This is a genomic window from Mesorhizobium sp. M1227, assembly GCF_040318315.1.
In the GTDB taxonomy this organism is placed as follows: domain Bacteria; phylum Pseudomonadota; class Alphaproteobacteria; order Rhizobiales; family Rhizobiaceae; genus Mesorhizobium.
The window spans coordinates 16,796-38,259 of the sequence record NZ_JAMYLZ010000020.1; the positions used below are offsets into that span (position 1 = coordinate 16,796).

Genomic DNA, 21,464 nt, shown 5'->3' on the forward strand with positions numbered 1-21,464 from the left:
CCCTTCAACTTCAAATCCCTTGCCCTCCCGGCCTGCCCGTGGGACGATGCCCTTTGGGTAGGTGGCAAATTGAAAAAAGCCTCGCCCGCGACGGCCGACAGGCCGGCCGCCGCTCACAGGGAAACGCCTGAGTGGAGGTCAGCCATGGGTACTCGCGCCGGAGGACGACGCACGGGACCGAAATGCATTGCCATAGTCGGTCCCTTCGCAAGCGGTAAGACGACACTTCTCGAAGCCATACTCGCCCGTACAGGCGCCATTCCCCGCCAGAATCCCGTTTCGTCCGGAAATACCGTTTCCGATCATTCGCCCGAGGCGCGCGCTCACGGCATGAGCGTCGAGGCGACCTTCGCCACCACCGATTTCATGGGCGAGCCGTTCACCTTCGTCGATTGTCCCGGCTCGATCGAATTCTCCTTCGAAGCCGAGCCGGTGCTGGCCGCCTGCGACGTCGCCGTGGTCGTTGCCGAGGCCGACGAGAAGAAGATCCCTGCCCTGCAGCTGATCATGCGCAAGCTCGACGAGCTCGGCGTGCCGCGCATGCTGTTCCTGAACAAGGTCGACAAGGCGATAGCAGGTGTGCGCGACACGCTGAAGATGCTGCAGCCGGCAAGCTCGGTGCCATTGCTGCTGCGCCAGATCCCGCTGCGCAAGGACGGCGTCGTCATCGGCTCGATCGACCTCGCTCTGGAGCGTGCCTACATCTACCGCGAATATGCCGAGAGCGAGGTCGCCCAGATCCCGAGCGACGACAAGGCGCGCGAGCTCGAGGCGCGCTTTTCCATGCTGGAGACACTCGCCGACCATGACGACCGGCTGATGGAGCAATTGCTTGACGAGATCGAACCGCCGAAGGACGCGATCTTCGACGACCTCGCCGCAGATCTGCGCGACGGCACGGTGACGCCGGTGCTGATCGGCACCGCCGAGAAGGGCAACGGCGTGCTGCGCCTGTTGAAGGCGATCCGTCACGACGCACCCGACATCGCGGCGACGCGCCAGCGTCTCGGCGCCCCCGATGGCAATGCCACCGTGGTCCAAGTGATGAAGACCATCCACACCGCGCATGGCGGCAAGCTGTCGGTGTCGCGCATCCTGTCCGGCCAGGTCGCCGACGCCGCCGAGCTGTTCCTTCCCAGCGGCGAGACGGCAAAGGTCTCCGGCATCTACAAGATGCTCGGCAAGGACCAGGTCAAGCTGACTTCGGCCAAGGCCGGCGACACTGTGGCGCTCGGCAAGCTGGACGCCGTCAGGACCGGCCAGACGCTGAGCTCGACCAAGGGCGGCATCAAGCCGCTGGTCACGCTGGCGCCGCCGCAACCGGTCTTCGCCTTCGCGCTGCGGCCGAAAGAGCGCAAGGACGAGGTCAAGATGTCGGCGGCCATCCAGCGCCTGGCCGAGGAAGATCCCTCGCTCAACCTGCATCACAACCAGGATTCCGCCGAAACCGTGCTGTCCGGTCATGGCGAGATGCATCTGCGCGTCGTGCGCGAGCGGCTGGAAGGCAAGAACCAGATCCCGGTCGAAGGCCATGTGCCGGCCGTGCCCTATCGCGAGACGATCCGCAAAGCGACGCAGCAGCGCGGCCGCCACAAGAAACAGTCGGGCGGCCACGGCCAGTTCGGCGATGTGGTGCTGGAGATCAAACCGCTGCCGCGCGGTTCAGGCTTCCAGTTCACCGATACGATCACCGGCGGCGTCGTGCCGAAGACCTACATCCAGTCGGTCGAGACCGGCGTGCGCGATTACCTGAAATCGGGCCCGCTCGGCTTCCCGGTCGTCGATGTTGCCGTCAACCTTTCCGACGGCTCCTACCATGCGGTCGATTCCTCCGACATGGCCTTCCAGATGGCGGCGAAGCTGGCGATGAAGGAAGGCATGGCCGCGTGCTCGCCGGTGCTGCTGGAGCCGGTGATGAAGGTCGAGATCGTCACGCCGTCGGATGCGACGTCGAAGATCATCGCTCTGATCCCGCAGCGGCGCGGCCAGATCCTCGGCTACGACGCGCGGCCCGACTGGCCGGGATGGGACGTGGTCGAGGCGACCATGCCGCAGGCTGAGATCGGCGACCTCATCATCGAGCTGCGCTCGGCCACTGCGGGTGTCGCCAGCTACCGGGCCGTCTTCGACCACATGGCCGAACTCACCGGCCGGTTGGCCGACGAAGCGCTGAACGCCAACGGCAAGGCCGCCTGAGCTGCCCTTGCGGCCCAACAGGAAACGGCCCCCGCCCTAACCGGGCGCCGTTTCTTGCGGACCGTCTTCGTGGGAGGCGAAACGGCAGGTCCGCCGCATGCTTGCCGCCGGTGTTTTGGCGGAGGAAGGTTCGGACGCGGTAGCTGCCTGAGCCCGGGTCGTCCGAGTGATGCCCCCATCCCCCGGACGAGCCACACCGCGTCCTATGCTCTGCTTAATCGATTTGGCGCGCCCGCGGCATGTTACCCGAGGTTACATGTCACTGTTACGCGACCGTTCCGGCCGATTTTCTGGCGATGTGTTGGTTTCGGGCAACAAAAAAGCCGGATCAATGAAGACCCGGCTGAGTTTGATTGGAAGTGCCTGTTAAGGCTAACCTCCAGAGGGGAACACTCGAGAGCGCTAATGGGAGGAGAACGCGCTCAGGAGATGATCTATATATGTGCTCTTCATGCCCAAGAAACAAGCATCTATTTTGCAACACTCACATGCAAAAAGGCGCCGGCTGTGGTCTAATCCGTCCCGAAGCGCAATAGGACCAGTTGAATCGCTGAAATACAGCCTGCGGCAAGGCAAAAATCTGATCCGCGGCCGCGAATCAGCAGCGATTCCTGCTCGGAAAGTCGAAAAACGCAGGATGACGTGGAATCGTGCAGCACGCGTTTGTTTTTTCGGCAGGCAGACCTTGCTGGTGCATGCCGCCCAAAAGCCCGCCATCGAGCTTGACCTGAGGTGCGGCGGCTTGGGTTACGTGCCGGACAAGACCTGAAGCGCGTTGCAGGAGACCGTTCAAGGCCGCGCCCGTAAGGAGAGCTATATGCGAGCCACTTCGGCGATCGCCGGCAGCGTCATCTTTCTTGCTGTAGCGCCCGGCGTGGTCGCCGGACTGTTGCCTTGGCTGCTGACCGATCGCTATCGCCTGCCCTGGTCGAGACTGCCCGGTTTCGTTCCTGTGGGCTGGCTGCTGGTTGTCGCCGGCACAGCCATACTGCTGCACGCCTTTGCCCGGTTTGCCCTGGAGGGTCGGGGTACGCCCGCCCCGGTCGCGCCGACCGAGAGGCTGGTCGTCGGCGGCATCTACCGCCATGTCCGCAATCCGATGTACGTCGCCGTGCTGTCGATCGTCCTCGGCCAGGCACTGCTGTTTTCGAGCTGGACGGTCGCCGCCTATCTAGTCATCGCCGCGGCCGCCATGATCTCCTTCGTGAGACTATACGAGGAACCGACGCTTGCCCGCCGCTACGGTGACGAATACGAGGCCTACCGCCGTGCCGTACCAGGCTGGCTGCCCCGCCTGACACCTTGGCGCGGCTGAAGCAGGCTCCAGCGCTGCGTCACCACGGCAGCGGGCCGTCCTCGTTCGAGAACGTGCCCGTCGGACCGTTCGCGTCGAGAAGCGCGAGGCGCACGGGCTCCCGCGCGGCCTGTTCGACTGTGCGCGGACCTTCGAAGTTGTTGAGCTCCGTCGCGGTGTAGCCCGGGCACGCAGCGTTGACCTTGATGCCGGTCTCCTCGAGCTCGATGGCGAAGGCGAGCGTCATCGCGTTGACGGCCGTCTTCGACGGGTTGTAGACGGCGCCAAACGACGTGCGGTACGGAAAGGCCGGATCCGCGTTCAATGTCAGCGAGCCGGCGCCGCTCGATACGTTGACGATACGCGCCGCCGGCGCCTCACGAAGGAGCCGCAGCATCGCTTGCGTGACGGCGACGATGCCAAACACGTTCGTCTCGAATACCGCGCGTACGTCGTCGAGGGAGGCAATGCTCGGGCGGCCCGAATTGATGATCTCCTCAAGCGGCCTGCCCGGCTTTCCCGCATGGGAGATGCCGGCATTGTTCACCAGCACGTCGAGGCGGCCGAGTTCGATGCGGATGCGCTCTGCCGCGGCGGCGATCGACGCCTGATCGGTGACGTCGAGCTGCAGGGCGTGGGCATCCTCTCCGATGCTATTTGCGGCTGCCTCGGCATGCTCGAGCCTGCGCGATCCTACGAGCACGGTAAGGCCGTTCGCCGCGAGGTCCTTGGCGATCTGAAGACCGATGCCCTTGTTGGCCCCGGTGACCAGGGCGACGGGTTTGTCCTGCATGGTAATCTCCTTTTGTGCACCGATGTGTGGCCAACACCGCTTTGCCGTGCTAGATACAAGTCAAACGGAACCACGTTCCACATATATCCGGAACAAGGTTCCGTTTGCAAGAGGTAATTTGATGGGCGAAAAAACGCCGAACGGCAAAACGGATCAAGGCGATGGTCTGGAACCCCGCGACCGCGCGGATCGCCACGTGCGCGCCGACGCACGGCGCAACATCGACGCGTTGCTCCGGGCGGCCATGGCGGTGTTCGCGACCTCCGGCGTGGAGGCTCCGGTGCGAGAGATCGCGGAAAAGGCTGGCGTCGGCGTCGGCACCGTCTACCGCCATTTTCCACAGCGCTCGGACTTGATCGTGGCCGTCTTCCGCAACGAGGTCGACGCCTGTGCTGACGCCGCGCCGATCCTGGCCAGAAAGCATGAGCCCGGTGAAGCGCTGGCCCTGTGGATGCAGCGCTATGTGGATTTCATCACGGCAAAACGCGGCCTCGCGGCAGCCTTGTACTCAGGCAATCCGGCATTCGACACTTTGCCTGCCTATTTCAACCAACGGCTCCGGCCCGCGCTTCAAACATTGCTGGAGGCGGCGGCGGCGGCCGGCGAGGTGCGCGCCGATATCGAGCCGGGCGACCTGTTGGGGGCGGCCGCCAGCCTTGCCATGCCGGCACATGGCGGCGGCCCTGCCCAGGCGCGGCGCATGGTTGCCCTGCTGGTCGACGGTTTGCGCTACGGCGCCAGCACGCTGGCGGATACGCGTTCCTAAAGCGCGTTGCGTTCGACCGAGCTGATGCGACGTGCTTTAGGTTCTTGTTTGATGCATGTCGTTATCGCAAAACCGCTGCGCACTTTTGCGCGACATGCATTAAATCAGAACGACCAGCTGCGCGCCTTGGCGATGATGAAATCGCGGAAGACATGCAGCTTCGCCTGGTTCTTCATCGCGTCGGGATAGGCGAAATAGGTATCGAAGGACGGCACTTCGGTCTCGGGCAGCAACTGCACCAGCCCGGAATCCTTGCTGACCACGTAATCCGGCAGCATGGCGATGCCGGCGCCGCCCTGCACCGCCCGCTTGATCGACAATATGTCGTTGATCTGCAGCGTCGGCACCCTTTGCCCGCCTTCGAAATCGCCGACCGTCTCCAGCCAGTTCAGTTCCGACAGATGCGCCGGCACCGGCACGCCGAAGGTGACGATGCGATGGGTTTTCAGCTCGGCGATCGAATTCGGCTTGCCGTATTTGTTTACATAGGATGGCGCCGCGTAGAGATGGAAATGCACGGTGAACAGGCGGCGCTGGATGAGGTCCGGCTGCTGCGGCTGGCGCAGCCGGATGGCGCAGTCGGCCTGGCGCATCGTGAGATCGAGCTCCTCATTGGCCAGGATGAGCTGCAGGCTGACCTCGGGATAGAGCTCGATGAATTCCTGCACGCGCTCGGTCAGCCAGCCGGCGCCGAGGCCGACCGTGGTCGTCACCCTGAGCACGCCGGAGGGCCGGTCCTTGGTTTCGGTCAGTCGCGACTTGATGGTTTCGAGCTTCATCAGCACGTCGTGCGCCGTGCGGAACAGCATCTCGCCCTGCTCGGTCAGCACCAGGCCGCGGGCATGGCGATTGAACAGCGGCACGCCGACGTCATGCTCGAGCGCGCTGACCTGCCGCGAGATCGCCGATTGCGACAAATGCAGTGTTTCCGCGGCATGGGTGAACGACCCCGCTTCCGCCGCGGCGTGAAACACGCGTAGCTTGTCCCAATCCAACGCCATGATTTCCCCTCGTCCTGTTTTCTGGCGTCCGCCTGTTTTCGGCGTCTGAATGAAAAATCAGGCTTTTGCGCGGCTTTTCTCAGCCGCTTATCGAACAATCACTCCGCCGCTTCGCGGTGAACCTCGATCCCCGCCAGATATTTTTCCGCCTCGAGCGCGGCCATGCAGCCGAGCCCGGCCGCCGTCACCGCCTGGCGGTAGATGTCGTCGGTCACGTCGCCGGCGGCGAACACGCCCGGCATGTCGGTGCGGGTCGAATCCGGCGCCGTCCACAGATAGCCGTTCGGCTTCTGCTTCAGCTTGCCGGCAAACAGCTCGACCGCCGGCGCGTGGCCGATCGCCACGAACACGCCGTCGACCACCAGATGCATCTCCTGCCCGGTCACCACGTTGCGCAGCTTCAGCCCTTCGACCGACGGCGGCAGCGGCGCCTTGCCGGGCCTGCCGGTGATCTCGTCGACCACCGTGTCCCAGATGATGCGGACATTGTCTTTCCGCAGCAGCCGCTCGCGCAGGATGCGCTCGGCGCGGAAATCGCTGCGCCTGTGGATGACGGTGACGCTCTTGGCCAGGTTGGAGAGATAGAGCGCTTCCTCCACCGCCGAATTGCCGCCGCCGATCACCGCGACATCCTTGCCGCGATAGAAGAAGCCGTCGCAGGTGGCGCAGGCCGAAACGCCAAATCCCATGAAGGTGTGTTCGCTCGGGATGCCCAGCCATTTGGCCTGCGCGCCGGTGGCGATGATCAGCGCGTCGGCGGTATAGATCGCGCCGGAATCGCCCTTGGCGCGGAACGGCCGCACGTTGAGGTCGACCTCGGTGATGATGTCGTTGACGATGTCGGTGCCGACATGCTCGGCCTGCCTGAGCATCTCGCTCATCAGCCATGGACCCTGGATCGGTTCGGCGAAGCCCGGATAGTTTTCGACATCGGTGGTGATCATCAGTTGCCCGCCCTGCTGCAGGCCGGCGACCAGCATCGGCTTGAGCATGGCGCGGGCGGCATAGATCGCCGCCGTATAGCCGGCGGGGCCGGAGCCGATGATGAGAACAGGCGCGTGCTTGGTGATCATGAAAAACCTCTGCGGGGAGCAGCCATGGATTGTGGCATGAACTCTCGTCGATTGTTGCGCGTAATGTAAGTGTTGCCTGCGACGCCAGCAAGGCAAGTTGCCGTTCGTCCCCGGAAAGCTTCGGCGCCGGCGACAGCGACAAGCAACCCGCAGCAAGATGATGCGAAAATCCTCGATCCAGCGGATGGAATAGACAGCAAAGTCGTTTAATTACAAAGTCGCGAAAGATTCTTTCGCGTCACCACGGAAGCCACCATGCCGATCAAGGCCGATCTCGATGCCATCGACTGGAAGATCCTGCGCGAGCTTCAGCAGGACGGACGCATGACCAATGTCGAACTGTCGGGCCGCGTCGGCATTTCGGCGCCGCCGTGCCTGCGCCGCGTCAGGCGGCTGGAAGAGGCCGGCATCATTCGCGGCTACCGCGCTTTGCTCAACGCTCCGGCGCTCGGCCTCGACGTCGTCGCCTTCTGTCTGATCGGCCTGCATCACCAGGCCGACGCCGAACTCAAGACCTTCGCCGAGCGCACTCGTGGCTGGCCGATCGTGCGCGACGCCTGGATGGTGTCGGGCGAGTCCGATTTCCTGCTGCATTGCGTGGCGAGCGATCTCGGCACCTTCCAGACCTTCGTCATCGAGGAACTGGCCTCGGCCCCCAATGTCGACACGGTGCGAACCGCGCTGACCATCCGCCGGGTCAAGGATGAAGGGCTGGTGGCGTTTTCGGCTTAAGAAAGCAGGCAACGCGGCTGCGAAACAAAAAACCGGAAACAAAAAACCCGCCTCGGCGGGCGGGATCGTCGGTGGAAATCATCACCATACCCAAATTAATAGCATAGCTGCCGGCACAAAGCAAGAACAAAATTGCCTTCAGCGTTGAAGATTGGCTTCATTCCAGCTTGGGTTCCTCGCCCCACGAAAGTGAGGAGAGGTGTCTCGGCGAAGCCGAGACGGCGAGGGGAACCGCGCCCTACGAAGCGCCCTCTCCGGCCGCTTCGCGGCCACCTCTCCCCCGCTTCGCGGAGGGCGAGGAACCCAGGTCCTGAGAGTTCGAGGATCACCCTGCGTCGCAGAGGCGCGTTTCGACCATTTCGCACAAATGGTGGTAGAGGCACAAATGCCCCTGCTGGATGATCGGCGTCGAGGTCGAGGGTACGTTGAGCAGGATGTCGGAGAGCGGCTTCAGCTTGCCGCCGGTGTCGCCGGTCAGGCTGATCACCGTCATGCCCATCATGCGCGCCTGTTGGGCGGCGGCGAGGATGCTTGGCGAATTGCCGCTGGTCGAGATGGCGAGCAGCACGGCGCCCGCCGAACCATGCGCCTCGACCTGGCGCGCAAACACCGTGTCGAAGCCGTAATCATTGCCCCAGGCGGTCAGCACCGCCGCGTTGGCCGGCAGCGCGATGACGTTGTAGGCCTTGCGCTCCCTGAGGAAGCGGCCGACCAGCTCGCCGGCGATATGGATGGCGTCGCTGGCCGAACCGCCATTGCCTGCTATCAGCAGCGCCTTGCCCTGCGAAAGCGCGGCGACGACGGCGCTGACCGCCCGCTCCATCTCGCTGGTCAGGTCGCGCTCGACCATCGCCGAAATCGCGGCCGCCGAGCGGGCCAGGTAATCGTTCAGTTCGGACATGAAACCCTCAGTTCCCGGCGCGCAATCTGCCGATAGTGCCGGTCGTGCTCTTGCCGGCGACGAGGTCGACCAGCACGACGCGCCCGCCGGCCTTCTGCACGACATCGGCGCCAACCACCTGATCGACCGTATAGTCAGCACCTTTGACCAGTATGTCGGGGCTCAGCGCCTCGATCAGCGAAAGCGGCGTATCCTCTTCGAAGATGACGACGGCGTCGACCGAGGCAAGTGCTGCCAGCACGCAGGCCCGGTCATGCTGGTCGTTGACCGGGCGCCCCGGCCCTTTCAGCCGGCGCACCGAGGCATCGCTGTTGAGGCCGAGCACCAGCCGGTCGCACTGGCTGCGCGCCGCATGCAACAGGCTGACATGGCCGGCATGCAGGATATCGAAACAGCCATTGGTGAAGCCGACGCTCAAGCCCTCGTCTTTCCAGCCCGCCACCAGCCGCGCGGCGGCGGCGGCATCGAGGATCGCATCCAGGTGGGCGACCGGACCGTGCGAGCGAAACAGCGCACCGGTGAGTTCCTCGATCGTCAGCCGCGCCGTGCCGCGCTTGCCGACGACAACACCGCCGGCGGCGTTGGCGATCGATCCGGCCATGGCACGATCAGCCCCTGCTGCAAGAGCCAGCGCGAAGGTCGCGATTACCGTGTCGCCGGCACCCGAAACGTCGAACACTTCGCGCGCCTGCGTGGCGATATGGCGGGCGTCATCCGCACCGACGACGCTCATGCCCTTTTCGCTGCGCGTCGCGACGACGAAATCGAAACCGTGCGCCGAAATCAGCTGGCGCGCCGCCGCCTCGATTTCGTCGTCGGCAAACACTGCGCGGCCGACCGCCTCGCCGAGTTCCTTGCGGTTGGGCGTGATTGCCGTCGCGCCGGCATAACGCGCATAGTCGCGGCCCTTCGGGTCGACCAGCACCGGCTTGCCCGCTTGCCGGCAGATCGAGATCAGCTCGCCGGCGACGCCGTCGAGCAGCACGCCCTTGCCATAGTCGGACAGGATGACGATGTCGGCGCCCGCCAGCGCTTGGCGAAAATGCCCGATCAATGTCGCGCGCTCGGCATCGCCCAGCGGCTTGATTTCCTCTTCGTCGAAACGCAGCACCTGCTGGTTGAGCGCGCTGAAGCGGCTTTTCGACGACGTCATGCGATCGGCATCCTGCGCCAGCCCGCCGGTGTCGACGCCAAATTCGCCGAGCATGCGCATGAGGTTCTTGCCGGCCTCGTCAGCGCCGATCACGGAGACCGGCATGACGGCAGCGCCGAGCGAAACGATATTGGCGACGACATTGCCGGCGCCACCCATCGCCAGCGTTTCGCCGCGCCCGTGCAGCACGGGGATCGGCGCTTCCGGCGAAATGCGCTCGATCACGCCGTTGACGAAACGGTCGAGGATGAAATCGCCGACCACCAGCACGGTGGCGCCGCCGAAGCGCGAAATGGCGCGGTGAAGGGGTTCGGGAGAGGGCAGCTTGATCATGTCAACGCGTGGGAGGGCCGATTTTCGGTGACGGGAAATTCGATTGGCAGGGCCGGCCGTTCATGGCGATGCCGATATACCGCAATTTCAGCCGACGCAACGGCAGGCCTTCGACCGATCGCCGCGGCGCGACAATGCGTCAGCTTTTCTGCAACGCGACATGCACGCCCAGTCCGACAAGCACCGCACCGCCGGCGCCCCGCATCAGGCGCTGCGCCCGGCTCGACTGCCGCAGCCTGGCGATCACCGCGCCGGCCAGTATCACGCAAACAATGTCGGCCGACGAGAACATCAAATTGACGATCGTTCCAAGCACGACGAACTGCAGCCAGACCGGAAACGCTGCCGAGGCATCGATGAATTGCGGCAGGAACGCCATGAAGAAAATCGCCGTTTTCGGGTTGAGCACCTCGACGGCAATGCTCTCGAAAAAGGCGCGGCGGGCGGATTTCGGCTGAATTCCCGGCAAGACAACCTCGCCTTGCGCCTTGGCGCGAAACAAAGAAACACCGAGCCAGACCAGATACAGCGCACCGACCAGCTTGACCGCCATGTAAAGCACCGGCACGGCATGGAAAAGCACCGACAGGCCGACGGCGGCGGCGAAGACATGAATGTAGCCGCCGAGATGAATGCCGAGCGCCGCCATCAGGCCGGACCAGCGGCCGCGCGCCATGGTTTGCGCGGCGGCATAGAGCATGGCGGGACCGGGGATATAGGCGAAGATCGCCGTGGTGGCGAAAAAGGCGACAAGCAGTTCGGTTGACGGCATTCTTTGTCCCTGACGATCTCACCGGGTAGCGAATCGACTGAAGCGGCAACTTTGCGGCCTCACTGTGGCGCAGGGCAATCGCCCCCTTGCCCTTCTTGCAGGCGTCGGCGCCGCCCCTCATCCGCCTGCCGGCACCTTCTCCCCGTGTAGTGACGGGGAGAAGGGGGGCTTGCCCGCGATTTCAGCGCTCGTCTGTAATGTTGGCGATCGGCGAAACCGTCGACGAGAGCGCCCCTCTCCCCGTCACCATACGGGGAGAGGATGCCGGCAGGCAGGTGAGGGGCGGCGCCGACTAGATAACCGATGTCTCCGCCAGAAGTTGGAACTGCATCCACCCGAAGCAATTGCTCTCTGCTGCTTTATCGACAGCCCTATCGACCTCCCCTATAAGGGCCGGAATCGACAAGCGAGACCAGAGGCTTTCATGATCATCGTCACGGGCGGCGCCGGCATGATCGGTTCCAACATCGTCGCCGCGCTCAACGCCGACGGTTTCAGCGACATCCTCGTCGTCGACGACCTCACCGACGGCCACAAGATCGCCAACCTCGCCGATCTCGAGATCGCCGATTATCTCGACAAGGACGATTTTCTGGCGCGGATGGAGGCCGGTGACCTCGGCCGCATCGAGGCGGTCTTCCACCAGGGCGCCTGCTCGACCACCACCGAATGGAACGGCAAGTTCATGATGGAGGTCAACTACGCCTATTCGAAGCGCCTGCTGCACGCCTGCCTGGCCCAGCGCTTGCCCTTCCTCTATGCCTCGTCCGCTTCGGTCTATGGCAGCGGCGCCGAGTTCCGCGAGGAGCCGCAATGCGAACGGCCGCTCAACGTCTATGCCTATTCGAAAAAACTGTTCGACGACTATGTCCGCCGCACCGTTTTCGATACCGATCACTCGCCGGTCGCGGGCCTGCGTTATTTCAACGTCTATGGACCGCGCGAGGCGCATAAGGGCGCCATGGCCTCTGTCGCCTTCCATCTGTTCAACCAGGTCGAGCAAGGCCAGAACCCGAAACTGTTCGGCGCCTATGGTGGTTTCGGGCCCGGCGAGCAGAGCCGCGACTTCATCCATGTCGGCGATGTCGCCGACGTCAATCTGTGGCTGTGGAAACGCGGCTCGAGCGGCATCTTCAACTGCGGCACCGGCAAGGCCCAGCCGTTCCGCGCCATTGCCGAAACGGTGATCGATACGCTCGGCCAAGGCCAGATCGAATTCATCGAGTTTCCCGACCACCTCAAGGGCAGCTACCAGAGCTTTACGCAAGCTGATATGTCCCGCTTGCGCGCAGCCGGTTACAATGGCCAGTTCCGCACAGTGGAAACCGGCGTCAGAGACTATGTCGAATGGCTGAAAGCCCAACGATCCTCGTGATCGGCCCACGCTGGGTGGGCGACATGGTGATGGCGCAGTGCCTGTTCCAGGCGCTGAGGGAGCTTCATCCGGATGCCGCCATCGACGTGCTGGCGCCGGCCTGGGCAGCACCCCTGGTCAAGCGCATGCCGGAAATCCGCCAGCAGATCGACCTGCCGCTGCAATCCGGCGCGTTCGAATTCCGCGTCCGAAGGCGCTTCGGCCGCCTGTTGCGCGGCCGCTACGACATGGCCTTTGTCCTGCCGGGAAGCTGGAAATCGGCGCTGATCCCGTTCTTTGCCGGCATTCCGCGCCGCGTCGGCCATCTCAAGGAGATGCGCTATGGGCTGCTGACCGACATCGTGCCCTTGCCCGATCGCCTGAAACGGCGCACCGCGCAGGCCTATTTCAGCCTTGCCCGGGGTGGCGCCTTCCAGGCGCCGAAGCTCGCCGTCGATCAAGCCAGCCAGGCGGCACTGCTCAGCCGTTTCGGGCTGACGGGGGGGAAATTCGTGGCACTCATGCCCGGCGCCGAATTCGGCCCGGCCAAGCGCTGGCCGAGCGAACACTATGCCGGGCTCGCCCGCGAGATGATGGCGAAAGGGTTTGGCGTGGCACTGTTCGGATCGAAGAACGACGCTGGGGTGACGGCGGAAATCGCCGCGCTGGCTCCGGGCGCCGTCGATCTTGCCGGCCAGACGCGGCTCGAGGATGCCATCGACCTGATCGCCGCGGCGAGGCTTGCCGTCTCCAACGACAGCGGGCTGATGCATGTCGCCGCCGCCGTCGGCACGCCGGTCGTCGCCGTCTACGGCTCGACCTCGCCGCAGAACACGCCGCCGCTCGCCGAGCGCCGCGAACTGGTCTGGCTCGGCCTGTCCTGTTCGCCCTGCCACAAGAAGACCTGCCCACTCGGTCATCTCAACTGCCTGAAGACGCTGGAGGTCGAACGCGTCGTGGCGGCAGCGGAGCGGCTGCTGGAAATGCCGACCGCCGCATGAAAGTGCTGATCGTCAAGACATCGTCCATGGGCGACGTCATTCACACTTTCCCGGCGATCGAGGACGCGCGCCGCGCTCGGCCGGATATCTCCTTCGACTGGTGTGTCGAAGAGGCCTTTGCCGGCATCGTGGCGCTGCATCCAGCCATCCAAACCATCCACAGCGTGGCGATCCGGCGCTGGCGCAGGAAGCTGCTCGAGCCCGGCACATGGCGGGAAGTGGTCGGCTTGCGCCGCGCCTTGCGCGATTGCCGCTACGACCTCGTTCTCGATGCGCAAGGCTTGCTGAAATCGGCGCTGGTGGCGCGGCTGGCGGCAGCCCCGATCGCCGGCTTCGATCGGTCGAGCGCCCGCGAGCCGTCGGCGATCTTGTTCTACGACCACCGGTATCCCGTGCCGCGCGGCCTGCATGCCATCGAGCGCACGAGACGGCTGTTCGGGCTGGCGCTCGGCTACGAGCCGGATTTTTCCCGGCTTGACTCGGGCATCGCGCCGCCGGCCGGAAGATCCATTCTTGTCGGTGAAAAGACCGCCTTCCTGCTGCATGGCACCAGCCGCGAGGACAAGAAATGGCCGGTCGCGGACTGGATCGAAACCGCCCGTCTGCTGGTGGACAAGGGGATGACGCCGGTCACCACCTGGTCGAACGATCGGGAACAGGCGGCTGCCGAAGCGATCGCCGGCGCCGTTTCGCAAACCGTGGTGGTCGCCAGGTCGCCGCTAGCCGAGATCGCCGCTGTCATCGGCGGCTCGACGCTGGTCATCGGCGCCGACACCGGCCTGACCCATCTCGCCAGCGCTTTCGGCCTGCCGACGGTGGCGATATTCCTCGCTACCGAGCCCGGCCTGACCGGCCCGCGCGGACCATTCTCATCGACGCTGCTGGCCAGGCCCGGTCACAGTGTCACGCCGCCGGAGGTGATGGCGGAAGCCGAGAGGCTTGTGGAGCGCCAGACGCTTGGTCAGGCCGGTGACCGCTGATTTGCTCAATCAATTCAATCGGAAAGGTCAGCGCTGCCCCTTCCCTTCTCCCCTTGTGGGAGAAGGTGGATCGGCGCGAAGCGCCGAGACGGATGAGGGGTGTTGGACGGAGTGCGGAGGGAGCCAAGCTGGAACACCCCTCATCCGACCTCGCTTCGCGAGGCCACCTTCTCCCACAGGGGGAGAAGGCAGAGCAGCGCCAATCCCCTAGATAAATTGCACCTGGACGATCTCGTAGCCCCTGGCGCCGCCCGGTGCGTTGACCTCGATGGCGTCGCCGACTTCCTTGCCAATCAGGGCGCGCGCGATCGGCGAGGAGATCGAGATGCGGCCGGATTTCACGTCCGCTTCCTGGTCGCCGACGATCTGGTAGGTCTTTTTCTCCTCGGTATCCTCGTCGACCAGCACCACGGTGGCGCCGAATTTGACCTTGTCGCCGCTGAGCTTGGTGACATCGATCACCTCGGCCCGCGCGATCAGGTCCTCGAGCTCGTTGACCCGGCCCTCATTGAGGCTCTGTGCCTCTTTTGCCGCGTGATATTCGGCATTTTCGGAGAGGTCGCCATGCGAGCGCGCTTCGGAAATCGCCTCGATGATACGCGGCCGCTCCTGTTGCTGGCGCCAGCGCAGTTCTTCCTTCAATGACGCGAACCCCTCGCCTGTCATCGGGACCTTGTTCATAATGCCTGACCTTTCCTGCCGCCGCCCCCGCAATCGGGAGCGACCTTGTCGATGGTACAAAAAGAAAACGGTCCGGCAGCCTCGCTAACGGAACCGTCTCACCACAATCTTGCAAGATATAGCAATCTTCGCGGGTTTTTCACGTCCAAAAAGTCGGTTTTTGAAAAATCATCCACCGATTGCGCGGCTGACCTAACGTCAAGGAGCGCATCACGTGTACCGTGATGCCAAATTCCAGTTCCGAGCAGCATGTGAGCACAGCAAAAAACCGGCTGCGATCGCTCGCAGCCGGTTATGAGCAGCGTTCCGGAAGGCGGATCAGCTCCTCATGAAGTGATCGATCTGCTCCGACAGCATGCCGTATTCGCGAGACCCCTTGCCCGTGCGCTTCTCGATCTCGCGGAGCTGTTCCTGGGCGCCGGCAAGATCGCCGATCTGCAGGTGCGCCTCGCCGAGATATTCGCGCACCAGCGTGTAATTCGGGTCGATGCGCAGCGCTTCCTCGTAATAGCCGAGGCCGACGGTGACGCGGCCGGAATGGCGGTGCGAATAGCCGAGATAGTTGAGGATGCGCGGGTCCTGCTTGTTGGCGGCGAGGCTGAGCACGGCGATCGCCTCGTCGTAGCGTCCATCCATCGCCAGCGCGCGACCGGCATCATAGATGCTGTCGTCATCCAGCATGCCTTGCTTCGGCGAGACACATTTCTTCTGCTTCTTGTCCCAGGCCTGCCCCTTCTTGCACTGGCTCTGGCCGCCGCCGCCATTGCCGCCGCCGCCGCCACCACCTCCCCCGCCTTCACCAGCCGAAAACGCCGGAGCCGCAATCAGCGGCAGGGCGGCAATGGCCATGGCGTAAATCAGCAATCGTCTGCGCATTACACTCTCCTTTGAACCTGACAATGCAACACTAACGCCGGGCCGAAGCCGTTTCGTCCCCGGAAAATGCCATCCTATCTCAAAACCGCGATCTCTCCCAGCAAGGCCATCTTATCCCGGGAAGAGAGGGCATCGGAAATCATGCTCACGATCAACGCCGCCGCGCAAGATAACGTGACGAGCGCTGCAAATCCGCTATCATCGGGCCGACCGAGCACGAAGCAGGGAGACGGCCGGTGCAGCAACGCGTTGAACGAGACTGGGAGCTTTCGATCGGTCCCGACACCGTGCGCCTGTTCATCCTGAAGGCGAAGGCGCTCAGCGCCGCCGTCAACGAAGACTATGCCGACGGCGCCGAGCACGAGGTAGAGCTCGACGGCAACGCGCACGACAACCACCATCATGACGGCCTTGCCGAGGAAAGCTCCGAAGATCTCACCGAAGAAGAATTGCGCGAGCTGATCGACGATCTCAATGTCGACGAAGCGGCCGAACTGATTGCGTTGGCCTGGGTCGGCCGCGGCGACTATGACGCGACGGAATGGACGGACGCGCTGTCCGCCGCCCGCGAGCGCGCCAACAAGCGCACGGCAAAATATCTGCTCGGCATGCCGCTGCTGGCGGACTGGCTCGAGGAAGGCCTGGAGGCGATCGGCGCGTGACGGCGCGGTTACCGATTGTGATCGCCTCGAACCTTCGTCCAAGGCAACTTCCCTGCATTCTGGCCGTTGCGACGTAATGGCGGCGTTTGGCTTTTTCAGATTGGGCAGATTGCTGCTGGCCGTTGCGGCTACGCCGCTGGCGGGACCCGTTTTAGCCAAGGCACCCGACCTACCGCAAACTGCACCGGTTCCGCAGCTCAACCAGCAAGTCACTCCGCCGCCACCAACCGAGATCCCGGTCCCCGAACCGCGCCCGGAGGATGCTCCGGAGCCGCCGACGATTGCACCGCAGCCGCCCGAAAAGCCGGCGCGGGCTGAGCCGCCGGCAAGCCCACCAGGCGCGCCACCAAACCCGGCCGAGGCAGACGAGAAGGCGGAGCAAAAAATCCTTCCTGATCCTCGATCGGTCGCCATTGCCGGGAAAGAAATGCCGGCCGAGGAATTGGCCTGCCGCAGGCGGCTGAAGTCGATGGGCGTCGATTTCGAGGAGCGCAAGCCCGAGCATGATACGGCGGTCGGTTGCTCGATCCCCTACCCGATCGTGCTGAAGACGCTCGGCAAATCCATCGCCATCGGCCCGGACCCAGAGCTCAATTGCCAGATGGCGGAAGCGGCCGCACGCTTTGCTGCTTCGGTCATCCAGCCTGCCGCAAAGGCCGAGTTCGGTATGGATATCAAATCGATCGGCCAGGCCTCCGCCTTCGTCTGCCGGCCGCGCCACGCCGGCGGCAAACTGTCCGAGCACGCCTTCGGCAACGCGCTCGACATCGCCAGCTTCACGCTTTCCGACGGCAAGGAGATCGATGTCGGGCCAACGCCGCCAGACAAGGACGCGAAATTCCTGGACACAGTGCGCAAGGCGGCCTGCGGGCCGTTCAAGACCGTGCTTGGCCCCGGCAGCGATGCGGATCATTCGCTGCATCTCCATTTCGATCTTGAACCGCGCCGCAATGGCGGCACGTTTTGCCAATGACGCCGGCCGCCGGGGCGCCGCAATTTGGCCGCAGGCGTGAACGGCGCCGCTGATTTTTCCTTTACTCTTCAGGTTTAGAGTCTGTGCCATCTGGGGACAGGAACCCTTCCGATGGCCGGGCTACTTCGCGCTGCGCTTGCCGCTGCGCGGCACATAGAATGCGCGCGCATAGCCGGCAGGCTTGCCGCCCTGCTTGCCGTGGCGGCGGTCTCAGCCTGCAATACCGGCAGCGTGCTGTCGCTGCAGCCGGCCGTCGATGTCGGCAGCCAGACCGCTGCCGTCCCGCCCAATTCCGGCGCGCAATATTCCGGCGCACAAGATTCCGGGCCGCAATATTCGGGTATGCAGCGCCTCGTCCCGTCCAATCCCTTTATGACGGCCGCCTATCCGCGCCTGGACAACCCGATGTCGCCGGCCGAACAGATGCCGGCCACCGAGATCGATTGCCGCAAGGAACTGAAACGCCTCGGCGTCGTCTACACCGATGTTGCGCCGATCCATGAAGGCCAGTGCGGCATCGATTATCCTGTCAAGATGTCGGCCATCGGCAGCGTCGAGATGAAGCCGGCCGCGACGCTGACCTGCGACATGGCCGCCAGCTTTGCCGGCTGGACCAGGAACGAACTCGTGCCGTCGGCCCGCTGGCGCTATTTTTCAGGCGTCAAGACCATCCACCAGGGCTCGAGCTATTCCTGCCGCAGGATTGCCGGCGAAGGTGTTTTGTCGGAACACGGCAAGGGCAATGCGCTCGACGTGATGAGCATCGAGCTTAACAATGGCGACGACATCGACGTCCGCAAGCCCGGCCTGTTCGCCTTCCGCACGCGCGGCTTCCTCAACAATGTGCGCGCCGACGGCTGCCAGTATTTCACCACCGTGCTCGGCCCCGGCTATAACTACGACCACCGCAATCATTTCCATTTCGACATCAAGAACCGCAAGAACGGCTATCGCGCCTGCCGCTGATTGCAGCCCCTGCCCAAGACTTGCTGCGCCGGTTAAGATGGTGCGCAGACGCTTGGGTGGTGCCTCTTGAGCCAACGGAGCCTTCGACGACGTGCAACGACCTGGCTGGTGGCATGCTGTGCCGCCTATCTTTCGCTCGCCTATTTCGCCGCGCCTGAGTTCTGGACGTTACGGGACCGCAATTTTCGCAATCAGCAATTCGAGATGGTGACGCACACGCCGCAAGGCATTCCGGGCGATCCGATCAATGTCGGCCTTGTCGGCACCAAGAAGGAGGTTGTCCATGCTTTTGCCGTCGCCGGCTGGGATACGGCAGACGCCATCACGCTGAAGACCGCCATCGAGATCGGCGAAAGCGTGCTGTTCAACCGCCCCTATCCCGACGCGCCGGTCAGCCGGCTTTTGTTCGAAGGCCGCTCCCAGGACCTAGCCTTCGAAAAGCCGGTCGGCGACAGCGCCGACCGGCGCCACCACGTCCGCTTCTGGCAGACCCATGCGACCGGAGACGACGGCCGGCCGCTCTGGCTCGGCTCGGCAAGCTTCGACCGGGGCGTCGGCCTCAGCCATGACACCGGCGCGATCACCCATCATATCGGCCCCGACGTCGACGCCGAGCGCGACGGGCTGATGCACGACCTCTCCGCCGCCGGCATGCTGATCTCGACCAGCGAGATACCAGGCGTCGGCGCCACAAAGACCGGGCGCAACGGCGAAGGCGATCCCTATTTCACCGACGGCAGGGCCATCATCGGGGTCCTGCTGCAACTGCCGTAGGCGCGCAATCGGCCTTCCCGTCTGACAGCCATTTCGTCCCGACGGGCTCAGGGCACGGTGATCACGATCTTGCCGAACGGTCCTGTCTCCAGACGCTCAAATGCCTGCGGCACCTCGTCGAAGCCAAACACCTTGTCGATCACCGGCTTGATCGCGAGCGTCTCGATCGCCTGGTTCATTCGCTCGAAGGCGCGGCGGTGGCCGATCGATATGCCTTGTACGACGATCCGGTTGCGTATGAACGGCAGGACCGGAAAATTGAGTTCCATGCTGCCGAGAAGGCCGATCACCGAAAGCCGGCCGTCGGCGCCCAGCGCGTTGAGCGAGCGTCGCGCATTGTCGCCGCCGACCATTTCCAGCACGTGGCTGACGCCGGCGCCGTTTGTCAGCTCACGCGCGGCCTCGTCCCACGCCGGCCGGCTGCGATAGTTTATCCCTTGCCAGGCGCCGAGCGCCTTCGCCCGTTCGAGCTTCTCGTCGCTGCTCGAGGTGACGATGGCGCGCAGGCCGAAGGCGGCGGCAAATTGCAGCGCAAACAGCGACACGCCGCCGGTGCCCTGGATGAGAACGGTTTCGCCCGGGATCGGCTTGGCCGCCTCGACCAGCGCGAACCACGCCGTCAGCGCCGCAATCGGCAGCGTCGATGCCTCGACGTCGCTGAGCGACGGCGGCGCCGCCACGGCGGCATCCTCATGAAAAAGCACATGCTCGGACAGCATGCCGGGCAGTGACGAACCAAGCGTATGCTTGTGCAGCACCGGCGGGGCGTCGCCGTCCGGCCAGTCGGCGATCACCTGGCCGAGCACGCGCTGCCCAATGCCGAAGCGGCTGACTTCGCTGCCGATGGCGACTACTTCGCCTACCGCGTCCGATGTCGGCACGAACGGAAAGCTGAGGTCCGGTATCAGCACGCCATCGACGATCATCCTGTCCTTATAATTCAGCGATACCGCTGTGACGCGTACCAGAAGATCATGCGGCCCGGCTTGGGGCAGCTTTCCATCAGCCGGCTTCAACCTGGACAGGCCGAAACCGTTCATCTGCCAGGATCTGTTTTCGGTGCTCATTTGGTTCGCGCTCCGTGGTTGATGATTGCGCGAGACATTTACGCCGTTTCACTATGGAGAAAAGTGCTTCCATGTGGCATGTTCTGCAACAGATTAAGGAGCAAAACTCTACAATAGGAGCGCTTCATTGGAATCGGCCAATTTGCAAGGCATCGTCGCATTCGTTCACGCGGTGGAGGCCGGAAGCTTCACCGGCGCCGGCGCGCGGCTGCATGTCACGAAATCGGCGGTCGGCAAGTCGATCGCGCAGCTGGAACAGCGATTGGGCGTTCGCCTGCTCAACCGCACCACCCGTAGCCTCAGCCCGACCAGCGAGGGCCTGAGCTATTACGAAGCCTGCGTCAGGGCATTGGCCGAGATCGATGCCGCCCAGTCGCTGCTCGCTTCCCGCAAGCAGGTGCCTTCCGGCCGGCTTCGTGTCGACCTGCCTCTGGCCTTCGGCCGCCGGTGCGTCGCCCCAGTGCTGTTCGAGATTTCCAAAAGATATCCGGATCTGACGATGGAAATCTCCTTCAACGACCGGCGCGTCGACCTGATCGAGGAAGGCATCGACCTGACGGTGCGTATGGGCGACCTCGACGACAGCTTGTCGCTCGCCGCGCGCCGCATCTATGCCCAGCGTTCGGGCGTCTGCGCCGCCCCCGCCTATCTCGACGCCCATGGCAGGCCGCAATCGATCGAGGACCTGGCCAGGCACAGCCTCATCGGCTACGGCCGCGACGGCACGGTCCATCCCTGGACCGTCAGGCATGCCGACGGCCGTCTCGAAAAATTCGCGCCCAAGGCGCGGCTGGTGCTCGGTCACGGCGAACCGATGCTCGATGCGGTACTGGCCGGCTGCGGCATCGTCTATCTGCCGACATGGCTGACGGCCGACAGCATCAGGCGCGGCGAGCTCGAAATGGTTCTGTCGGACTGTCTTGTCGAAAACACCGTGGTGCATGCCATCTGGCCGGTAACACGCAATCTCGCGCCAAAGGTGCGCGTCGTCGTCGACGCCCTGATCGAGCATTTTGCCGCGCCGTCCTGGGATGCGGCAGGAGTGCCGCCTGATTGCCCGGCTCGCTAAATTTAAAAAGCGCGACCGTCCTATTTTCGAAAACAGCGCGGCAATGC

General features: G+C 64.0%; 22 protein-coding genes. 13 read left to right on the forward strand and 9 right to left on the reverse strand.

Annotation, left to right across the window (positions count from 1 at the left end; translation table 11 throughout):
- Positions 1 to 144: 144 nt before the first annotated feature.
- The 3 genes from NKH28_RS21475 to NKH28_RS21485 all read left to right on the forward strand — a co-directional run bounded on the left by NKH28_RS21475 (position 145) and on the right by NKH28_RS21485 (position 3,511).
- Complete coding sequence (locus NKH28_RS21475; RefSeq protein ID WP_352683561.1) at positions 145 to 2,196, forward strand: elongation factor G; 2,052 nt, start codon at positions 145 to 147, stop codon at positions 2,194 to 2,196.
- Between the two features lie 451 nt (positions 2,197 to 2,647).
- Positions 2,648 to 2,965: a hypothetical protein gene (locus NKH28_RS21480; RefSeq protein ID WP_352980363.1), complete on the forward strand. Its 318-nt coding sequence runs from the start codon at positions 2,648 to 2,650 to the stop codon at positions 2,963 to 2,965.
- Positions 2,966 to 3,013: 48 nt separating this feature from the next.
- Positions 3,014 to 3,511, forward strand: a complete 498-nt coding sequence (locus NKH28_RS21485) for a methyltransferase family protein (RefSeq protein ID WP_352541068.1) — start codon at positions 3,014 to 3,016, stop codon at positions 3,509 to 3,511.
- A 19-nt stretch (positions 3,512 to 3,530) separates the two neighbouring features.
- On the opposite strand, the gene NKH28_RS21490 is transcribed toward NKH28_RS21485, so the two are convergent.
- Positions 3,531 to 4,283 carry an SDR family oxidoreductase gene (locus tag NKH28_RS21490; protein WP_352469808.1) on the reverse strand — a complete coding sequence of 251 codons (753 nt, stop codon included), beginning with the start codon at positions 4,281 to 4,283 and terminating at the stop codon, positions 3,531 to 3,533.
- A 121-nt stretch (positions 4,284 to 4,404) separates the two neighbouring features.
- Between NKH28_RS21490 and NKH28_RS21495 the strand changes: the two genes are divergently transcribed.
- Complete coding sequence (locus NKH28_RS21495; protein WP_352450432.1) at positions 4,405 to 5,049, forward strand: TetR/AcrR family transcriptional regulator; 645 nt, start codon at positions 4,405 to 4,407, stop codon at positions 5,047 to 5,049.
- A gap of 104 nt (positions 5,050 to 5,153) precedes the next feature.
- Here the strand turns inward: NKH28_RS21495 and NKH28_RS21500 are convergent, their stop codons facing one another.
- Together NKH28_RS21500 and trxB are read right to left on the reverse strand one after the other, a co-directional pair.
- Complete coding sequence (locus NKH28_RS21500; protein ID WP_023678345.1) at positions 5,154 to 6,050, reverse strand: LysR family transcriptional regulator; 897 nt, start codon at positions 6,048 to 6,050, stop codon at positions 5,154 to 5,156.
- A gap of 98 nt (positions 6,051 to 6,148) precedes the next feature.
- Complete coding sequence (gene trxB, locus NKH28_RS21505; RefSeq protein ID WP_352980364.1) at positions 6,149 to 7,123, reverse strand: thioredoxin-disulfide reductase; 975 nt, start codon at positions 7,121 to 7,123, stop codon at positions 6,149 to 6,151.
- Positions 7,124 to 7,378: 255 nt separating this feature from the next.
- On the opposite strand from trxB, the gene NKH28_RS21510 reads away from it, so the two are divergent.
- A complete protein-coding gene (locus tag NKH28_RS21510; protein WP_352469300.1) occupies positions 7,379 to 7,855 on the forward strand; it encodes an Lrp/AsnC family transcriptional regulator in 477 nt (158 codons plus the stop codon).
- Positions 7,856 to 8,180: 325 nt separating this feature from the next.
- On the opposite strand, the gene NKH28_RS21515 is transcribed toward NKH28_RS21510, so the two are convergent.
- The 3 genes from NKH28_RS21515 to NKH28_RS21525 form a co-directional block, all read right to left on the reverse strand.
- Positions 8,181 to 8,756, reverse strand: coding sequence for a D-sedoheptulose-7-phosphate isomerase (locus tag NKH28_RS21515; RefSeq protein ID WP_023678348.1), 576 nt, complete (start codon positions 8,754 to 8,756; stop codon positions 8,181 to 8,183).
- 7 nt (positions 8,757 to 8,763) lie between these two features.
- Entirely contained in the window at positions 8,764 to 10,242 is a 1,479-nt protein-coding gene (rfaE1, locus tag NKH28_RS21520) for a D-glycero-beta-D-manno-heptose-7-phosphate kinase (protein ID WP_352980365.1), read from the reverse strand.
- 139 nt (positions 10,243 to 10,381) lie between these two features.
- Positions 10,382 to 11,014: a LysE family translocator gene (locus NKH28_RS21525; RefSeq protein ID WP_352980366.1), complete on the reverse strand. Its 633-nt coding sequence runs from the start codon at positions 11,012 to 11,014 to the stop codon at positions 10,382 to 10,384.
- A gap of 424 nt (positions 11,015 to 11,438) precedes the next feature.
- Between NKH28_RS21525 and rfaD the strand changes: the two genes are divergently transcribed.
- The 3 genes from rfaD to waaC are packed head-to-tail and all read left to right on the forward strand — an operon-like array spanning position 11,439 to position 14,349.
- The gene (gene rfaD / locus NKH28_RS21530) at positions 11,439 to 12,389 is read left to right on the forward strand and encodes an ADP-glyceromanno-heptose 6-epimerase (protein WP_352980367.1); all 951 of its coding nucleotides are present in this window, start codon (positions 11,439 to 11,441) and stop codon (positions 12,387 to 12,389) included.
- A complete protein-coding gene (gene waaF / locus NKH28_RS21535) occupies positions 12,362 to 13,369 on the forward strand; it encodes a lipopolysaccharide heptosyltransferase II (protein WP_352980368.1) in 1,008 nt (335 codons plus the stop codon). Before rfaD ends, waaF begins: the two co-directional genes overlap by 28 nt.
- Positions 13,366 to 14,349, forward strand: coding sequence for a lipopolysaccharide heptosyltransferase I (gene waaC, locus NKH28_RS21540; protein WP_352816117.1), 984 nt, complete (start codon positions 13,366 to 13,368; stop codon positions 14,347 to 14,349). The genes waaF and waaC overlap by 4 nt, the downstream gene beginning before the upstream one ends.
- A 207-nt stretch (positions 14,350 to 14,556) precedes the next feature.
- Here the strand turns inward: waaC and greA are convergent, their stop codons facing one another.
- Together greA and NKH28_RS21550 are read right to left on the reverse strand one after the other, a co-directional pair.
- On the reverse strand, positions 14,557 to 15,030 hold the full coding sequence (gene greA, locus NKH28_RS21545; protein WP_023719113.1) for a transcription elongation factor GreA: 474 nt from the start codon (positions 15,028 to 15,030) through the stop codon (positions 14,557 to 14,559).
- 318 nt (positions 15,031 to 15,348) lie between these two features.
- Positions 15,349 to 15,906: a tetratricopeptide repeat protein gene (locus NKH28_RS21550; RefSeq protein WP_352541060.1), complete on the reverse strand. Its 558-nt coding sequence runs from the start codon at positions 15,904 to 15,906 to the stop codon at positions 15,349 to 15,351.
- A gap of 236 nt (positions 15,907 to 16,142) precedes the next feature.
- Here NKH28_RS21550 and NKH28_RS21555 point away from each other — a divergent pair, with 236 nt between their 5' ends.
- The 4 genes from NKH28_RS21555 to NKH28_RS21570 all read left to right on the forward strand — a co-directional run bounded on the left by NKH28_RS21555 (position 16,143) and on the right by NKH28_RS21570 (position 19,281).
- Entirely contained in the window at positions 16,143 to 16,568 is a 426-nt protein-coding gene (locus NKH28_RS21555) for a DUF3775 domain-containing protein (RefSeq protein WP_023678354.1), read from the forward strand.
- Positions 16,569 to 16,677: 109 nt separating this feature from the next.
- A complete protein-coding gene (locus tag NKH28_RS21560; protein ID WP_502906649.1) occupies positions 16,678 to 17,541 on the forward strand; it encodes an extensin-like domain-containing protein in 864 nt (287 codons plus the stop codon).
- Between the two features lie 111 nt (positions 17,542 to 17,652).
- Positions 17,653 to 18,507, forward strand: a complete 855-nt coding sequence (locus NKH28_RS21565) for an extensin-like domain-containing protein (protein WP_352980370.1) — start codon at positions 17,653 to 17,655, stop codon at positions 18,505 to 18,507.
- Positions 18,508 to 18,573: 66 nt separating this feature from the next.
- Positions 18,574 to 19,281, forward strand: a complete 708-nt coding sequence (locus NKH28_RS21570; RefSeq protein WP_352980371.1) for an LssY C-terminal domain-containing protein — start codon at positions 18,574 to 18,576, stop codon at positions 19,279 to 19,281.
- 47 nt (positions 19,282 to 19,328) lie between these two features.
- Here the strand turns inward: NKH28_RS21570 and NKH28_RS21575 are convergent, their stop codons facing one another.
- The gene (locus tag NKH28_RS21575; RefSeq protein WP_352816108.1) at positions 19,329 to 20,348 is read right to left on the reverse strand and encodes a zinc-dependent alcohol dehydrogenase family protein; all 1,020 of its coding nucleotides are present in this window, start codon (positions 20,346 to 20,348) and stop codon (positions 19,329 to 19,331) included.
- A 127-nt stretch (positions 20,349 to 20,475) separates the two neighbouring features.
- Between NKH28_RS21575 and NKH28_RS21580 the strand changes: the two genes are divergently transcribed.
- A complete protein-coding gene (locus tag NKH28_RS21580; RefSeq protein ID WP_352819949.1) occupies positions 20,476 to 21,417 on the forward strand; it encodes a LysR family transcriptional regulator in 942 nt (313 codons plus the stop codon).
- Positions 21,418 to 21,464: the final 47 nt, after the last annotated feature.